13 protein-coding genes and 1 tRNA gene are annotated in these 16,805 nt (G+C 68.0%); 6 read left to right on the top strand and 8 right to left on the bottom strand.

Annotated features, from left to right (window positions below):
* Nucleotides 1–105: 105 nt before the first annotated feature.
* From FB473_RS05285 to FB473_RS05265, 5 genes are read right to left on the bottom strand one after another with little or no spacing between them, the layout of a single operon-like run.
* Nucleotides 106–900, bottom strand: a complete 795-nt coding sequence (locus FB473_RS05285; RefSeq protein ID WP_208390446.1) for an ATP-binding cassette domain-containing protein — start codon at nt 898–900, stop codon at nt 106–108.
* Entirely contained in the window at nt 897–1,787 is an 891-nt protein-coding gene (locus FB473_RS05280) for an ABC transporter ATP-binding protein (protein WP_167165406.1), read from the bottom strand. Before FB473_RS05280 ends, FB473_RS05285 begins: the two co-directional genes overlap by 4 nt.
* A complete protein-coding gene (locus FB473_RS05275; RefSeq protein WP_167165405.1) occupies nt 1,784–2,602 on the bottom strand; it encodes an ABC transporter permease in 819 nt (272 codons plus the stop codon). The genes FB473_RS05280 and FB473_RS05275 overlap by 4 nt, the downstream gene beginning before the upstream one ends.
* Nucleotides 2,599–3,573 (bottom strand): ABC transporter permease subunit, encoded by a 975-nt coding sequence (locus FB473_RS05270; RefSeq protein ID WP_167165404.1) that lies wholly within the window; start codon nt 3,571–3,573, stop codon nt 2,599–2,601. Before FB473_RS05270 ends, FB473_RS05275 begins: the two co-directional genes overlap by 4 nt.
* Nucleotides 3,570–5,084: an ABC transporter substrate-binding protein gene (locus tag FB473_RS05265; protein ID WP_167165403.1), complete on the bottom strand. Its 1,515-nt coding sequence runs from the start codon at nt 5,082–5,084 to the stop codon at nt 3,570–3,572. Before FB473_RS05265 ends, FB473_RS05270 begins: the two co-directional genes overlap by 4 nt.
* A gap of 154 nt (nt 5,085–5,238) precedes the next feature.
* Here FB473_RS05265 and FB473_RS05260 point away from each other — a divergent pair.
* Nucleotides 5,239–5,312 (top strand) — tRNA-Met (locus FB473_RS05260).
* Nucleotides 5,313–5,926: 614 nt separating this feature from the next.
* On the opposite strand, the gene FB473_RS05255 is transcribed toward FB473_RS05260, so the two are convergent.
* Nucleotides 5,927–7,645, bottom strand: coding sequence for a cation:proton antiporter (locus FB473_RS05255; RefSeq protein WP_167165402.1), 1,719 nt, complete (start codon nt 7,643–7,645; stop codon nt 5,927–5,929).
* 172 nt (nt 7,646–7,817) lie between these two features.
* The gene (locus tag FB473_RS05250; RefSeq protein ID WP_167165401.1) at nt 7,818–8,204 is read right to left on the bottom strand and encodes a hypothetical protein; all 387 of its coding nucleotides are present in this window, start codon (nt 8,202–8,204) and stop codon (nt 7,818–7,820) included.
* 829 nt (nt 8,205–9,033) lie between these two features.
* Between FB473_RS05250 and FB473_RS05245 the strand changes: the two genes are divergently transcribed.
* From FB473_RS05245 to FB473_RS05225, 5 genes are all read left to right on the top strand, one after another.
* Nucleotides 9,034–9,489, top strand: a complete 456-nt coding sequence (locus FB473_RS05245) for a hypothetical protein (RefSeq protein WP_167165400.1) — start codon at nt 9,034–9,036, stop codon at nt 9,487–9,489.
* Nucleotides 9,490–9,663: 174 nt separating this feature from the next.
* Complete coding sequence (locus tag FB473_RS05240) at nt 9,664–12,102, top strand: AAA family ATPase (protein WP_167165399.1); 2,439 nt, start codon at nt 9,664–9,666, stop codon at nt 12,100–12,102.
* Between the two features lie 75 nt (nt 12,103–12,177).
* Nucleotides 12,178–12,648: an ArsR/SmtB family transcription factor gene (locus FB473_RS05235; protein WP_376837185.1), complete on the top strand. Its 471-nt coding sequence runs from the start codon at nt 12,178–12,180 to the stop codon at nt 12,646–12,648.
* Entirely contained in the window at nt 12,635–14,560 is a 1,926-nt protein-coding gene (locus FB473_RS05230; RefSeq protein WP_341770032.1) for a heavy metal translocating P-type ATPase, read from the top strand. Before FB473_RS05235 ends, FB473_RS05230 begins: the two co-directional genes overlap by 14 nt.
* A 98-nt stretch (nt 14,561–14,658) precedes the next feature.
* Nucleotides 14,659–15,660: an IS481 family transposase gene (locus FB473_RS05225; RefSeq protein ID WP_167165398.1), complete on the top strand. Its 1,002-nt coding sequence runs from the start codon at nt 14,659–14,661 to the stop codon at nt 15,658–15,660.
* Nucleotides 15,661–15,769: 109 nt separating this feature from the next.
* Here the strand turns inward: FB473_RS05225 and FB473_RS05220 are convergent, their stop codons facing one another.
* Nucleotides 15,770–16,573, bottom strand: coding sequence for a siderophore-interacting protein (locus tag FB473_RS05220; protein ID WP_167165397.1), 804 nt, complete (start codon nt 16,571–16,573; stop codon nt 15,770–15,772).
* Nucleotides 16,574–16,805: the final 232 nt, after the last annotated feature.

The following is a 16,805-nucleotide window of genomic DNA, read 5'->3' as shown; positions in this document are numbered from 1 at the left end:
AGCCTGTCGAAGGGCCCCCTGAGCCTGTCGAAGGGTCGTGGAACTGCCGTCCGGCAACGGGCTCGACAGGCTCAGCCAGCGTTGCCCGCATTGCGCGGCGTATCCTCAGGGGTTCACATCCCGCCGCAGTCGAGGCACCGAGGCCAGCAACTGCCGCGTGTAGGGGTTCTGGGGGTCCACGTACACCTGCTCGGTCGGGCCGTGCTCGACCACCCGCCCCGACCTCAGCACGAGCACGGCATCGCAGACATGCCGGACGACCGTCAGGTCGTGGCTGACGAACACCAGCGTCAGGCCGTACTCGGCAACGAGGTCGCCGATGAGGTTGAGCACCTGTGCCCGGACGCTGACATCGAGGGCGGAGACGGCCTCGTCCGCGATGAGGACGCGGGGTTTGGGCGCCAGTGCCCGCGCGATGGCGATGCGCTGTCGCTGGCCGCCACTGAACTGGTGGGGATAGCGCGAGGCATCCTGCGGATCCAGGCCCACCTGCGTCATCACCTCCACGAGCCGGGCTGCACGATCGGTGCGCGTGATCCCTTTCCAGACCCGCGAACGCAACGGCTCGGTGATGATGTCGCCCACGGTCATGCGTGGGTCCAGCGAACTGCGCGGATCCTGGAAGACCATCTGGACGCCGCGTCGCAGGCCGGTGAGCTCGTCGTCCGTGCGTCCGACGATCGACGTGCCCTCGAATGCGATGTCTCCGCTCGTCGGACGCGAGAGAGCCGCCATCATGCGAACCAGCGTCGACTTGCCGGAGCCCGACTCCCCCACGATTCCCAGCCGCTCTCCCGGCATCAGGTCGAAGTCGACGTGGTCGACGGCGACGACCTCCTGCGAGCCACGCCTGTACAGCTTCACGAGGTCGCGTATCTCGTAGATCGGGGTCGCCGTCATCGCTGTGTCCTCCGCGTCGACCCGAGCGGACGACGGGCACCTGCGCGGCCCGGCACATCCACGGGGACATCCCAGAAGTCGTCGATGACCGGCAGGCGCTGCCCGGGCGACACACTCGCGATGTCCGCCGTCGCGATCAGTCCCGCCGTGTACGGGTGGCTGGGCCGGGCCAGGACGTCGGCGATCGCGCCCTCCTCGACCACGCTGCCGCGGTACATGACCAGCAGCCGATCACACATCTGGCTGACCACCGCCAGGTCGTGGCTGATGAACAGCATCGCCGAGGACGAGACGTCCAGCGCGTGTCGCAGTAGCTCCAGGACGCGAGCTTGCACGGTCACGTCGAGGGCGGTCGTCGGCTCGTCGCAGATGAGCAGTTCGGGTGTGTTGATCAGGGACATCGCGATCAGGACGCGCTGGCGCTGGCCACCGGACAGCTGGTGCGGAAAGCTGTCCGCGACGCGCTCGGCGTCCGGCAACCCGACCGCAGACAGCATCTCGCAGACGCGTCCCCTGGCCCGTCCCGGTGGCGCCCCCTCGTGGAGCCGAAGTACCTCGGCCACCTGTCGTCCGACCGGCATCGTGGGGTCCAGGGCCGTCATCGGCTCCTGGAAGACCATCGCGAACTCCTCGCCGCGCAACCGCGAGTATTCGGCGTCCGGCATCCCGATCAGTTCCCGATCGTGCCAGCGGATCGATCCGGTGCACGACGCGGTGTCGGCGAGCAGCCCCATGATCGCCAGCGCGGTCACCGACTTGCCCGACCCCGACTCGCCGATCAGGCCGACTCGTTCCCCCGGCTCGATCGAGAAGCCCACCCGTTCGACGGCGGGCTGCCGGGATCGGCCGAATCGCACGGTCAGATCGTCCACCCGCAACAGGCTCATCGCTCCACCTCCCGCAGCGTCGGATCGAGCAGGTCGCGCAGGCCGTCACCCAGCAGGTTGAACCCGAGCACGGCGATCGCGATGAACAGCCCTGGCCAGATCGCGAGGTTGAGGTCGGAATACATGTAGGGCTGCGCCTCGAAGATCATGCGACCCCAACTCGGGGTGGTCGGCGGGGTGCCGAGCCCCAGATAGCTCAGCGAGGCCTCGGCGAGGATGGCCAGCCCGAAGCTCACCGAGGCCTGCACGACGACGACCGGGAGAATGTTGGGCAGCACGTGACGTACGGCGATGGTCGTCCGCCGAATGCCCGAGGCGCGTGCCGCCAGCACGTAGTCCTGGCTAAGGACTTGGAGCGTCGCCCCCCGCGCCACACGCGCGAACGCGGGGATCGACGAGATCCCGATGGCGGTCATCGCGGTGAGGGTCGAGCCCTGCCCGCGGGCCGCCGCGAGCAGGATCGCCAGCAGCAGCGCCGGGAACGCGTACAGGATGTCGCTGGCTCGCATGAGCACTCGTCCCAGCACGCCACGATCGATGGCCGCGACGACACCGAGCGGGACGCCCAGCAGCGCGCCGATCGTCACCGCCACGACCCCTACCAACAGGCAGCTGCGTGCCCCGATGAGGACGCGGCTGAAGATGTCCTGCCCGAAACCGTCGGTGCCCATCAGGTGGGCGGACCCCGGTGGCCAAAGACGGTCGGGGCTCACCTGGGTGGCGGGCCACGGCGTCCACACGACGGAGACGAGGGCGAGTGCCACCACGATGCCCACCATCGCGGCACCGGCCACCAGAGTCGGGTTACGCCTCATTCGTCGGCCTCCGATGCGGCGGTGGCGTCGCCGCGCAGCCGAGGATCGATGAACGTGTAGGCGAGGTCGACAAGCAGGTTGATCACCAGCACGAGGGCCACCAGCACCATGACGATCGACTGGACGACCGGCAGGTCACGGTTGGCCACCACCTGCAGCAGGTAGAGGCCCAACCCGGGCAACGCGAACACGCTCTCGACGACGATCGCCCCGACGAACAGGGTGGCCATCTGCAACCCCAGTACCGTGACGATCTGCAGGGACGCGTTCCGCAGGCCGTGGCGGAGCATCGCCGGCCAGCGCCGCCAGCCGATCGCACGGGCGGTGCGGAAGTACTCGGTCTGCAGCACCTCGATGAACGCCGAGCGCACGTACCGGACGAGCACGGCCCCTTGCACCAGCCCGAGCGTCAGACAGGGAAGGACAAGGTGTGCCAGCCATTGCCCTGGGGAGTCGGTCAACGGTACGTAGCCGTTGGCCGGTAGCCAGCGCAGCTTCACCCCGACGATCAGGCTGAGTGCGAGCCCGACGACGAACACGGGCACCGCCATGCCCAGCTGGCTCAGGCCGGAGGCCGCCAGCCCGTCCACGCGTTGGCGGCGCATGGCCGCGAACATGCCGACCGGAAGGGCGATCAGGAGGGCGAGAAACATGCCGAGGACGACGAGCCAGGTCGTGACGGCGAGCCGGGACCCGATCACACCGGCGACCGGATCGCCGCTCAACGCCGAGGTGCCGAAGTCCCCCGTCAGCAATCCTCCGAGCCAGTCGAGGTAACGCAGCCACACCGGACGGTCCAGGCCCAACCTCGTCCTCATCGCCTCGATGGACTCCGGGGTGGCGTTGGGCCCGAGGATCACGCCCGCGACGTCGCCCGGCAACAGGTTGAGCAGTCCGAAGACCACCGCCGAGGCACACAACAGGCTGACGGCGAACGAGAGGAGCCGACGTCCCAGGGCCGCGAGGCTCACTGCGGTGGTGCTACGGCCGCCGTCATGTCGAAGCTGAGGCTGGGCGCATTGGCCTGCACACCGGTCACGTCCGACTTCGTGACCACCAGGTTGGGCAGCAACCACAGGAAGTCGGCGGCGGCATCGTCCGACAGGATCTGTGCGGCCTGTTTCATCAGGGCGGTCTGTTCGGTCTGTGTGGACGCCTCGTCCGCCTCGACGAGAAGCTGCTGGAACTCGGCGTTGTCGTAGTGCCAGTAATAGGTGGGGTCTGCCCACAGCGAGATGTCGCGGCTCTCGACGTGGGCCACGATCGTCATGTCGTAGTTGCTCTGTTGCAGCACCTGGTCGATCCACGTCGCGGGGAACTCCAACTCGTCCACCTGCACCTGGATGCCCACCTCGGAGAGCTGACTGGCGATGTAGGTGGCCGCCGGCGTCGCGTACGGCAGGGTCGGGACGCGCAGCCGCAGCGTCAGGCTCCCCGATGCGATGCCGGCCTCGGCCAGCAGTTCGCGGGCCTTGTCGGGATCGTAGGGATACGCGCCCGACAGGTCCTCGTACCAGGGGTCGGTCGGCGCCACCATCGAACCGATCAGCGGCCCCTTGCCCGCCCACACCGCGTCCCGGAGGGCTTCGCGGTCGATCGCGTAGTTGATCGCCTGGCGCACCTTGAGATCCTGCAGCGCCGGCGTCTGGTGGTTGTAGCCGAGGACGATCTCACCCGTCGTGGTGCCCTCGAGCACGGTGAAGCGGCTGTCCTCGAACTGATCGAGCGCCTGCGGCGCAGCCACGTTGGACAGCACATCGAGGCTGCCCGAAAGCATGGCGGCGTTCAGCGCGTTGGCGTCCGTGTAGTACTTGAACGTCACCCCGGCGAGCCGGGTCTCGGTGCCCCAGTAGCTCTCGTTGCGCGTGAGGACGACCGAGTCACCCTTGACCCACTCGGAGAAGACGAAGGGGCCGGAGCCGACAGGCGTGGTGGCCAGGTCTGCCAGCGAGGTCGGCTCGTAGATGATGCCCGCCCTCTCGGCCATCGAGTACAGCCAGTTGTTCGACGGATGCTTCAGGACGAACTCGACGGTGGTGTCGTCCACCGCCCGCACCGAGTCGACGACCTCCATCTGCGTCTTCAGGACGGGCAGCACCGCGTCGTCGTCGATGATCCGCTCGACCGAGGTGACCACGGCCTCTGCGTTGACCGGTGCGCCTGTCGAGAACTTCGCCTGGGAACGCAGTGTGAACGTGTACGTGAGGCCGTCAGGCGACACGGCCCACTCGCTGGCCAGCAATGGCTGGAGTTGCCCGTCGCCGTCGATCTTGAGCAACGTCTCGTAGACGTTGTAGAGCAGGGCCTGTGAGATCGCGGCGGCGTCGGACGTCGAGGGATCCATGGAGTTCGGGGCGACGCTGGCGCCCACGACCAGCTGGCGGTCCGCGGTCTCGGTGGACGACTGCCCACACCCTGCGAGAACGATCACCAACACGGAGATGAGGGCCGAAGCAAGTGCCCTGGCTCGTGTGGACTTCATGGACGCTCCTGACTGACATGGTCGCACGATGGCGTTGAGTCTAGTCATACGGGTGCTACCACGGGCCTCGCGGTGGTTTCGCGTCCCCACTGCCACGGTGGACGAGGTCTCGGTTTGTCAGCCTCCGAGAAGCTGGCTATAGTTGATCGAGCGCCGCGGGGTGGAGCAGCTCGGTAGCTCGCTGGGCTCATAACCCAGAGGTCACAGGTTCAAATCCTGTCCCCGCTACGAAGTTCGACTCGTTCGGACAAATGGATTGAGGGTAATGCCCTAGGTCCGATGCGTGAGAAGCGCTGGGTGAAAGCCCAGCGCTTCTCTCATGCCCGGCCTTCCCGGACTACCTAGCGCTTGACGACCTGATCGCAGCCTGGAGCAACGGCTTTACCACCTGCGTCATGCTTCCGCTCGCCGGCGAGTATGCGACGCGCTTAGGACGCCACATTCTGCTTGTCTCGCCGACGACTCGCCATTCACCCGATAGTTATCGGGACGCGTTGCGAGTCCTGTTCGCATGAGGGCGAGCTGTAGTGGATTCTCTAGAGCGTCCAGCGTGGCGAGGGTCCCGTCCAGGTCCTCAAGATTGCGCCTGAGGATCCTGTCCGGCTCCTTCGCGTCGCTGTGAATCCGTCGTCCACCCTGATTTCTGCACATCGACACACCAAAACGCTGGTGGAAAGCGCTTGCTCTGGCGTGTCGATGTGCAGAAATCAGGGTGAAGCCGCAGCCTCGGGACCTTCGCCACTGAGGACGCGTGCCGGTCGTCCGGGCGGCGTCCCCTGGTCATGAGGGCGCCCGAGGATGCCGCCGAGGACAAGGCGACCCCCGGCACTCCACTGCCTTCTCTACTGGGGACGCCCGCCGTCCAGCCGGGCGGCCTCGCCGTCGATGAGGTGCTGGGCGCGCTCCAACGCCTGGGAACTGTAGGTTCCGGACGCCCGGGCGTCCAGCAGTGCCGTCTGCTCGGCATCGATGAGAAGCCTCTGCAACTCCCGGAACTGGCGCGCGGGGCTGTCGGGGTCGTGCTCGCCCACCATTTTCTCGATGGCCTGAGCGGCGACCAGGCGCCGCTTGCGCATCTGCTCGACGAGGGCCGGGTCGAAGGGCTGACCGTCCTCGCGCCGCAGCGCCGGGTTCTGCAGGAGCGCGTCCGAGGCGGTGTTGAGCTCGTCGGCGAGGCGGGCCAGCTCGCGACGCGCATGCTCCGCGTCCGTGCCCTGAATGCCGAGCTTCTTGATGAGTGCGGGAAGGGTTCCTCCCTGCACCACCAGGGTGACGATGGCCACGGTGAACGCGATGAGGACGAGCTCCGACCGATGCGGGATATCGCTGGGCAGCGACTGGGCCGCGGCAAGCGTGACGACCCCGCGCATCCCCGACCAGGCCAGCACCGCTCCCCCGCGCCAGTCCAGCCCCTCCTGGGCGAGGAACGTCGCGTCGGCGTGACGCCGCCTCAGGATGCGAGTGACTTTCTGCCGTCGCCCGTGCTCGAGTTCGTGGGTCGGAAGGGACGCGAGATCGTCCAGCCTGGCGTCGATGCGTTCCGCCCGGTCGCTCGCCCGTTGCTGTCCCCCGCGCAGGACGACGATCAATCCGGTGACGAAGGCGAACCGGATGAGGATCAGGACGAGCACCGCGAGCAGGCCGAGGAGGAAAACGCCCCACGGCCCCTCCCCCGACTCCTGCACGGCGGTGACGATGGCGGTGATCTCGAAACCCATCAGCAGGAAGACGCCGTTCTCCAGCAGCAACTGGATCGTGCGCCAGTTCGTACGCTCGGTGATGCGATCGTGGGCGCTGAAGCGTTTCGCACTCTGGTTACCCGTGATGATGCCCGCGGTGACGACGGCTATCACGCCGGACGCGTTCAGCTCCTCGGCCGGAATATAGGCGATGAACGGCACGACGAAGGAGATCGCCGTGGTCAGCACCGGTTGCTGGCGGATCTGCGAGCGCGCCCACACGGTGACGACGCCCGCGGCCGCGCCGACGGCCACGCCCACGAAGACGGCGAAGGCGAAGTCGCCGATAGCTCCCCAGAACGACACCGAGCCGGCGATCGCGGCGACGGCCGTGCGCAGCATCACGAGCGCGGTCGCGTCGTTGACCAACCCCTCGCCCTCGAGGATGGTGACGAGCCTTTGCGGCAGCCCGAGCCGCTTGCCGATGGACGTGGCGGCCACGGCGTCCGGCGGGCTGATCACCGCACCGAGGGCGATCGCGGCGGGCAGCCCCAGTTCAGGTAGCAGCCACCACAGCAGCAGCCCGGTGCCGAACGCCGACGCCACCACCAGAAGTACCGACAGCGCCCCGATCGTCCCGAGGTCGCGACGGAAGTCCATGGCAGGCACGTTGACCGCAGCCGCGTACAGGATGGGCGGGAGCACCGCCGACAGGATCCACTCGGGCTCGACGAGGAGCTCGGGGGTCCAGGGCAGCAGACTGCAGCCGATACCGACGACCACCAGGAGCACGGGGGCCGCGATGCCCAGCTTCGGGGCGAAGTAGGACACGACGACGATCAGCAGGACGCCGATCACCGCGAGCATCGCCAATTCCTCCATGACGGGCCTCGCTTTCGTCGGTGAACGCGAGCGGCTCCCGGCCGCTCCGCGCGTGAGGGGTCGCGTCCAGGGGCCTGGCTTGTGAGGGGCTTCGTCCCGGGGACGACGAGTGTCGATTGCGACAGTACCCGAGGGGGCAACGGCACGTGAGGGGTCTAGCGACGGTCAAGGCTCACAGGACGATCAGGCACACGATGCGATCGCCAGCGAGCCTCGCCGATGAGATACCTTCCGGCGTCTCCATATTCCATTCGCGGTTCCACTCTGGCCCGATCGACGAATTGATGCTGGCGGCAGTGAGGTTCCACACGAGAGTTCCGCTGTCGGTTTGCAGCCATCCAGACGCTCTTTCGGCGAAACAGTGCTCGAAGACGAATGCGGTCGACCCAAGTTGATCGGCGAGCACATCCCCGGTCACTGGGACGACTCCACTGATGAACTCCGCACCAGGTGAAAAGCAGTCGACCAGCGAGTACGACGTTGGCGAGTTACTGCCGGTGGCCGATGCCACGCAGTCACCGGGGCCGTAGTCGACGATCTGCCCCTCGGCGTTCGACACCGCAAATCCCTCAATCCTCGTGACATTCCCACTTCCGCAACCAATCGCTCCCGGCCCACAGAGCTGAGACGATGGTGAAACGGGCTGCGTGGATTCGAGTGGAGCGGTCGGTGGCTGAGGCTGAATGGACAACGCGGGTACCGTGTCGTCGGAGGAGGAGATCGGTTGCACAGTCGACAGCTCCTGGGCCTGCCGTGGCGTGGAATCACTGTTCCCGGGCGATGACTCATCCACTTCGTCGCTTACCGTGTGTTGCGGCTCGGCGGTAACTACGAGTTGCGGTGGTAGGTCTACCGAGGCGGCGCCCCACGCGATCGCGACCACAATGATCGCCAAACCCGCCAGTGCAGCGAGCCTGATGCGCCATTTTCGGCGACGCTCAGCGGCACGAACCTCCGCGAAAGGACTTTCGCTCACCCGTCGACCTCCGAATGTCGGCCGAGCAGTCCCACCACGGCTGCTCGCGCAGCATTGTTTCTCTTTCCTGCACCGACCACCGCGAACATGGTGATCCTCTCTGCGGCGGGGTAGCCGCGACGGTTCGCCCGTTTCGCGTCCGATGCCGAGAATGAGGGGTTTCGCCTTGCGCTCGGCAGGGTCGCGTCCAACAGCAGCGCCACGAACGTACCGGACCGGGAGCGATCACGCACTCTCCCTGGCGACCTGTAAGCGATAAGGGAAAGAACACTGCGTTAACTGCATGTGGCCAGCTGGCACCAGCCGCTCAGACGCCGCGCCCCCGCGCATGGGCACCAGCGCCTCGCACCCTAGGCTGATCCCCGATCGGAGCGATCAGCTCTCCGAGTGCCACCGCATCCCAGGAGCCGTCATGCCCGATGCCCACGACCAAAGGCCGCCCATCCGAACTCTGCGCACGATCCTGCTCGTCCTCGCCGTCGCCAACGTCCTCGGGTGCGCGGGCGGCGCGGGAGGAATTGCTATCGCGGGACCGTCCTTCTTCGGCACCGACCTGTTGGCGGGCACCCCGTTCGAAGGTCGCTACTGGCTGGCGGTGCTGCTACTGGGCGGCGTGGTCGGCGGCACGCAACTCGTGGCGGCGGTCGTGACGCTACTGAAGTCGGCCTGGTACCCCTTCTTCCACCTCGTCGCCGGAGTGACGATGGTGTGCTGGATCTACGGCGAGGTCACGGTCATCGGCGGCGGCGCCTGGCTCCAGCACATCTACTTCGTCCTCGGCCTGCTCCAGATCGGCCTGGTCACCCTGCTGCTGGGAGTGATACCCACCCGGGACGCGCCCCGCGGCGCCGACCCGACGCGGAGCTGACGCGGCACCGGGCCGAGGACGCCGACCCGGCCTCGCCGTCCACGACCGCCGCCCTGGCTCGCGGCTCACCGTCCGACCTGGGTTGTACGGTTCGGTCATAGGGCATTGCCGGACGACCATGACGCGCCGGCCGGGCACGGCGCCTCGCCCACGCCGGTGGGCGGAAGGACACCGATGACGACTGGGGAGATCGTCCTCACCGAGGAGTTCCGACGCGCGCTGGCGATCCTGGATGCCGGCGGCAATCTGTTCCTCACGGGCAAGGCGGGCACCGGCAAGTCGACGCTGATCCGCCACTACATGGCGAACACCTCCAGGCGCGTGGTGGTCGCCGCACCGACCGGCATCGCCGCGCTCAACGTCGACGGCTACACGATCCACCGGCTCTTCGGATTCGGTACGAGCACGGGCCTGGACGACGTCATCGGCGGCGACTATCGACCCACCCAGTTCACGAAGACTCTCGCCTCGCTCGACACCCTGATCGTCGACGAGGCTTCCATGGTGCGCGCGGACACGTTCGACATGCTCGTGGCGGCCCTCGAACGATTCGGCCCCAGGCCGGGCACCGCGTTCGGCGGGGTACAGGTCGTCCTCGTAGGTGACCTCTTCCAGCTGCCGCCGGTCGTGACCGACCCCGAGGCCGACTTCTTCACCACCCGCTACGCGACGCCGTACTTCTTCTCTGCCGACCGGTTCAGCCGGGACGATTTCCCCACCGTCGCGCTCACCACGGTGTTCCGGCAGCTGGGCGACCAGCGGATGACCTCGATCCTCAACGCGATCCGCGAGGGAGTGCTCGTCGAGCAGGCCCGGGACGAGCTCAACGCGCGCACCGACCCCGATTTCGTGCCTCCGGACGACGAGTTCTGGCTCACCCTGGCACCCACGAACCGGATCGTCGACGCGCGCAACCGCCAGCAACTCGCCCGCCTTCCCGGTGACGAGATCGAGCACCACGCGCGCCAGTCGGGCGATCTCGGTCTGTTCGACGCCCCTGTCGATCGGGTGCTGCGATTCAAGCCGGGTGCCCAGATCATGATGCTCACCAACGATCCCGGCGGTGCCTGGGCCAACGGGACGCTCGGCCGGATCGCCGAGGTCCGTGACGGGGACGACGGCCCGCAAGTCGTCGCAGAATTCATGGACGGGTCGACCGCGGAGTTCAGCGAACACACCTGGGAGGCGACAAGGCCGGTCGTGGACGGCGGCAGCCTTCGCCGGGAGGTGATCGGCTCGTTCACCCAGTTGCCGTTCAAGCTCGCCTGGGCGATCACCATCCACAAGAGCCAGGGTCAGACGCTCGACAGGCTCGTCGTCGACCTGACCGGAGGCGCCTTCGACTACGGACAGGTGTACGTCGCGCTGAGCCGGTGCACCTCGATGGACGGGCTCGTGCTGAAACGGCCCGTGCTCGCCAAGGACCTCAAGACCGACCGGCGCGTCGTGCGTTTCCTGCGCGAGTCGACCTCGGACGCGCAGCCGCTGCGGCACTGCGCCGTGGGCATCCTGACGGTCGGCGAGGAGGGACGGATGTCGCGTCCCCGGCCCGTCGAGATCGCCGTGGCATTCGACGACGGCTCCGCGATCAGCACACTGGTGAATCCCTGCCGCGACCTCGCAAATGCCAGGGACGACTACGGCATATCTGTCACCGACATCCTGCTGGCGCCGACGCTGGCACAGGCGTGGTCGGTGCTCGGCCCGGTGCTCGAAGGAGCCACGCCCGTGGGTGTGGGAACCGACGAGGCGCTGGGGCTGATCGACTTCGAGCTCAAGCGGCTGGGCGTCGTCCGCCCCCTGCCGCTGGGCATCGACCTGCCCACCGCGGCCCTGACGGCCGCCGAGCGTGGCGGGCTGCGAGCGGGACGAGCGCTGGAGCGCGCACGGGCGGCTCTGGCGATCCGCACCCGCACCGGCATCGAGGACGCGAGCGCCGGTCCCTTCGAGGCGTACGAATCCGAGCCGGACGACAACGACGCGTCCGGCATGGGATACCTGCTCACCCGCGACCCGGACGCCGCGCCGCCGGTGTCGTCCCGTGCCCCGACCCTGTCTGCGCTGCTGACCGTCAGCCGTGCGATCAGCGCCGTCCTGCTCGACGGACGCAGCGCGGCTGATGCCGGGTCGCTGCTGGGATCGGGCATCGACGACCTCGACCCCCTCGCACTGCGCGGCGTGGTCGGCGGTCGCCTGGCGTCGGCCGTCGAAGGGGCGATCGGGCTTCCTCCCGTGTTGGGGGCACGGATCGGGGAACTGGAGAAGCTGTTCGGGATCGCGCTGGTGGATGGCCGGGAGCACGGCTCCCGGCGTGCGCCGATCGACGACGTCCTGGTGCCGGGCGCACGCGTCTGCTTCACCGGCACCGTCCACGACCCGGACGGCCGCGCGATGAGCAAGGGCGAACTCGAACACCTGGTGACCGGGCTCGGGCTCCGCTGGGCCGCCAATGTCTCCCGGACACGGTGCGAGGCCCTCGTCGTCGCCGAGGTGGGAACGCAGTCCGGCAAGGCCCGCAAGGCCGGCGAATACGCCAAGCCGGTCTTCTCGGCCGACGACTTCTTCGGCTGGGTCGCGCGGTCGCGAGCGGAGAACCGATCGTCCGGCCACTGAGACAACAGGCCAACAAACGCCCCTGAGCCTGTCGAAGGGTAGGACAGCCTTCCCTGATGCCGCTATTATCTGCGCATGGATGCAGATATGCAGACACGAACGCTCACCGCCCCGGACGCCGTGCCCACAAAAGCCCCGGAAGCGAGCACCACACGGTTCGACGCAGCGCAGTTCGATCCCGCACGGTTCGACCTGCGCAGCGAGTATGTCGAACTGGCCGCCGAGGTGTTCTCCCTACTGTCCGACCCCACCCGAATCCGCATCATCCTCGCGCTCAGCTCCGGCGAGCTGTCGGTCGGTGAGCTGGCCGACCGCGTCGGCAAGGCACCGACGGCCGTGTCGCAGCACCTGGCCAAGCTGCGATGGGCCAAGGTCGTCCAGACCCGTCAGGAGGGGACGCGCGCCTACTACAGCCTGATTGACGAGCACGCCCAGCTACTGGTGAGCCAGGCGATCTTCCAGGCCGAGCATGTGATCGACTTCTGGCCGCGCCACCACCGCGGCACAGCCGGGACGAGCGATCGGACGCGCCGTGAGCAGCGCTGAGGCCGGGACGATCCCCGGCACGGAGCCCGGCCAGGGCACGCCGCCGACCCCGTCCCTGTGGGCGAGGATCGATCGCGGCGACCTGACCCGACTCGGTGCCGTGGCCGTGCTGGGCGTGCTCGCCGCGCTCTCGTCGGGGCTCGGCGCCTGGTGGTGGACGACGCCACTGCTCGCCGGGGCCGGGCTCGTGGTCGGCTGCTGGCCGATCGTCGTCGAGGCCTGGCAGGACGTGCGTGCTCGACGCATGAGCATGGAACTGTCGATGCTCATCGCCATCGCCGCCGCCGCGCTCATCGGCGAGTGGGTGACGGCCGTCACCATCACCGTGTTCGTCCTGGCGGCCGAGATCCTCGAGGACCTGTGCGTCGACCGGGGCCGTGACGCGCTGAGCGAACTGCTGGCCTTCCTACCCTCCAGCGTGCACGTGCGGCGCGGCAACGAGGTGTGCGACACCCCGTTGGACGAGGTCGTGGAGGGCGATGTCCTGTCCGTGCTCCCGGGTGAGAGGATCCCGGTCGACGGAACGGTGATCGACGGCGCCTCCAGCGTCGATCAGTCCCGCATCACCGGCGAGCCGCTTCCGGTGGACGTCTCGGACGGCAGCTCCGTGTTCGCGGGCTCGGTCAACCAGTTGGGCGCCATCGGTGTCGTGGCCGAGCGTGTCGGCGAGACGTCGTCCTACGGCCAGATCGTGGCCGCCGTCCGGGCCGCCCAGGGATCGCAGGCCCCGGTTCAGCGGCTGGCCGACCGGATCGCCGGGCTCCTGGTCTATGTGGCGCTCGCCGCCGCCGCCGTGACCTACCTGATCACCCGCGATCTCCGCGCGACCATCTCGGTGGTGATCGTGGCGGGCGCCTGTGGTGTGGCCGCAGGCACTCCCCTGGCCATCCTCGCCGCCATCGCGCGCACCGCGCGGGCGGGGGCGTTCGTCAAGGACGGCACGCATCTCGAGTTGCTCTCGGGCATCGACACCGTGGTCTTCGACAAGACCGGCACCCTGACCAGAGGCCAGCCGGTCGTCACCGGGGTCGTCCCGGCCGAGGGATTCGACGTCACCGAGGTGCTCCAGGCCGCCGCCGGTGCGGAGATGCTGTCCGAGCACCCCCTGGGCGCGGCGATCCTCGCCCATGCCCGGGACGAGGGACTCACCCCGCACACCCCGTCGGACTTCGGCTACCAGCCGGGCCGTGGCCTCACAGCAACGGTGGACGGCCGGTGTGTGCGAGTGGGCAACGCGGAACTCGTCCCCGAGGCCTCCGCGTGGACGCCACCCGCCGACGTCCAGGGCGTGACATCACCCGGCACGTCCCTGCCCGGAACCTGGGTGCACGTGGCCATAGGCGACGCGTACGCGGGCACCATCGTGCTGGCCGACGCCGTCCGGGAATCGGCGCGCCGGTGCATCGACGAACTGCGCGGCATGGGGCTGCGAACGGTGATGATGACCGGCGACGCAGAAGCCGCGGCCCGAGCGGTCGGCCGGACCCTCGGCATGGACGAGGTGCATGCCGAGTTGCTCCCCGCGGACAAGTCCCGGCTGATCGAGGCCCAGGTCGCCGCCGGGCGGCGTGTCGCCATGGTGGGCGACGGCGTCAACGACGCTCCCGCTCTCGCACTGGCCGGCGTCGGCATCGCCATGGGCAGCGGCACGCACATCGCACGCGAGAGCGCCGACATCGTCCTCATCAGCTCCGACCTCGACGACCTGACCTCGACGATCCGCACCTCACGCCGTGCCCGCCGGATCATCATGGCCAACGTCGCAGGCACGATAGCCGTCGACCTGCTCGGCATGGTCCTGGCGGGCTTCGGCGTTCTCGGGCCGTTGGCGGCGAGCATCGTCCACGTGGGGAGCGAGTCCGCGTTCATCCTCAACTCCGCGAGGCTGATTCCCGGACGCCGGGGACGCTAGGTGTACTTCCTCGGAACGTTGTGAATGGCTGAGTTGAGGGGGAGGCCTCCGGCAGGATGTGGGTTACCACACTCGCATCGCTGAAACCGGAGGCCTCCGTGACCCACGCTAACGCACCACTGACCCCTGCTGGCCGTGTCCGGCTTGCCCGCTGCATTGTGGAGGACGGGTGGAGCCTGCGCCGTGCGGCGGAGCGGTTCCAGGTCGCTCCAGTGACCGCGAAGCGGTGGGCTGACCGGTACCGGGCTGGGTTGCCGTTGACCGACCGTAGCTCGCGTCCTCACCACAGCCCAGCCCGCCTGCCGACACGGACGGAACGTCGGATCATCGGGTTACGGTTCACCCATCGGTGGGGTCCCCACCGCATCGGCTATCACCTGGGGATACCTCGTTCCACTGTCGGGCGGGTCCTGGCCCGTTACCAGATGCCGCTGTTAGCCCATCTGGATCAGGCCACGGGTCTGCCGGTGCGTCGACCCCAGCCACGCCGCTACGAGAAGAACACCCCCGGAGAGTTGGTCCACGTCGACATCAAGAAACTCGGCCGGCTCCCCGACGGCGGAGGCTGGCGGGTCCACGGACGCGATTCCGACCAGGCCAGGGCCGTGGCGGTATCCCGAGTACGCGCTGCTCGAACGAAAGCAACCCCCTCACGCGGCTACCGATACCTCCACCACGCTGTCGATGACCACTCTCGGATCGCGTACTCAGAAATCCTTGATGACGAGCGTAAAGAAACCGCTGCCGGGTTCTGGATCCGCGCGAACGCGTTCTTCACCAGCCTCGGAATCCGGGTGAGCGCAGTGATGACCGACAACGGTGCCTGCTACCGCTCTCACGCCTTCGCTGAAGCCCTCAGCCAAGACATCAAACACAAGCGAACCCGCCCATACCGGCCACAGACCAACGGCAAGGTCGAACGGTTCAACCGCACCCTGGCAGCCGAGTGGGCCTACGCCATGCCCTACACCAGCGAGACCGAACGCGAACAGGCCTACACCGACTGGCTCCACTACTACAATCACCACCGACCCCACACCGGGATCGGCGGCCAGACCCCCTCAACCCGCGTTCACAACCTCACAGGGAAGTACAGCTAGGGAAACGCTGATCAATGCGGGCAACGCTGGCTGAGCCTGTCGAAACCCGTCGCCGGATGACAGTTCCACGCCCCTTCGACAGGCTCAGGGATCGTTGATCAGCGTTTCCCTAGGCGCCCGGGCGTCCCGCCGGGCCGTGGGGCGCGTGGTACTCGGCGACGCCGCGCTTCCAGTAGCCCTTCACCACGGCGCGATCGAGGTCGACGCCTCGCTCGGCGAGGAGTTGCCGGGCCGGGGAGACGATCGCCTGCTCGGCGGCGACGAAGGCGAACCCCTCGCCGTCGCGACGCGGCACCTCGGCGAGCGCCGCCACAAGCGCTGTGACGTCGCCGGTGGGCCATCCGGGCTCGGGGTGTACCCACCTCACGGTCAGGTCCCCAGGACTCGACAGTTCCTGCTCGTCGGCGGCATCGTCCGACCAGACGATCGCGTCCACGGGGGTCCCCGAGGCGACCGCCGCCAGGTGGCGGCGGATGGCGGGCAGGGACGTCAGGTCCCCCGCCAGGAGCCACCAGTCGGGCGCACCCTCGACGAGGAGCGATCCGCGCGGCCCACCGACGAACACCTCGTCACCCACTCGCGCGGACGATGCCCAGCCGGACGCGACACCATCGGCATGCAGCGCGAAGTCGATGCTCAGGATGCCGTTCTCGGCGTCCCATACCGCCGGGGTGAACTCGCGACTGGCCAGCCCCGCAGGCATTCCCTCACCCTCGGCCGGTGGGAGAGGCTCACCCTTCGGCGGGAAGAAGATCCGGATGTGGTCGTCAGCACCCGGTGTCCGGAATCCTGCCAGTTCCTCACCGGCGAAGCGGATCCGTCGGTACGACGGGGTGAGGTCGGCCACATGGTGCACGGCCACGCGCCGGCGCTGGAGGGGCAGAGGACAACGGGTCAGGGCGAACGCGGCCATGGATGTGAGACCACCTATCTGAACTCGACACGACTCCTGTATGTTGCGCAGGCAAGCCTAACCTCACCAAAAACTCCGAGAGGTGACAGCTCGCCGTCACCCATGAGGGTGACCCGAGCGTCGGCGGTCACACGTGGCAACAGCAGATTGACACCTACTTAGGATAGCCTAAACTTAGTAATGGTTGAGTTGCCGGACCCGGTCACCGGGTCCAGGGCGGTTCACCGATGTC

The organism is Brooklawnia cerclae (genome assembly GCF_011758645.1).
Classification (GTDB): Bacteria; Actinomycetota; Actinomycetes; order Propionibacteriales; family Propionibacteriaceae; genus Brooklawnia; species Brooklawnia cerclae.
This window is presented reverse-complemented; position numbering and strand designations above follow the sequence as displayed.

Excerpts from the sequence above, each read along its gene's own strand:
- FB473_RS05285 (WP_208390446.1), bottom strand. The coding sequence starts at position 900 with ATGACGGCGACCCCGATCTACGAGATACGCGACCTCGTGAAGCTGTAC.
- FB473_RS05280 (WP_167165406.1), bottom strand. The coding sequence starts at position 1,787 with ATGAGCCTGTTGCGGGTGGACGATCTGACCGTGCGATTCGGCCGATCC.
- FB473_RS05275 (WP_167165405.1), bottom strand. The coding sequence starts at position 2,602 with ATGAGGCGTAACCCGACTCTGGTGGCCGGTGCCGCGATGGTGGGCATC.
- FB473_RS05265 (WP_167165403.1), bottom strand. The coding sequence starts at position 5,084 with ATGAAGTCCACACGAGCCAGGGCACTTGCTTCGGCCCTCATCTCCGTG.
- FB473_RS05255 (WP_167165402.1), bottom strand. The coding sequence starts at position 7,645 with ATGGAGGAATTGGCGATGCTCGCGGTGATCGGCGTCCTGCTGATCGTC.
- FB473_RS05245 (WP_167165400.1), top strand. The coding sequence starts at position 9,034 with ATGCCCGATGCCCACGACCAAAGGCCGCCCATCCGAACTCTGCGCACG.
- FB473_RS05240 (WP_167165399.1), top strand. The coding sequence starts at position 9,664 with ATGACGACTGGGGAGATCGTCCTCACCGAGGAGTTCCGACGCGCGCTG.
- FB473_RS05235 (WP_376837185.1), top strand. The coding sequence starts at position 12,178 with ATGGATGCAGATATGCAGACACGAACGCTCACCGCCCCGGACGCCGTG.
- FB473_RS05220 (WP_167165397.1), bottom strand. The coding sequence starts at position 16,573 with ATGGCCGCGTTCGCCCTGACCCGTTGTCCTCTGCCCCTCCAGCGCCGG.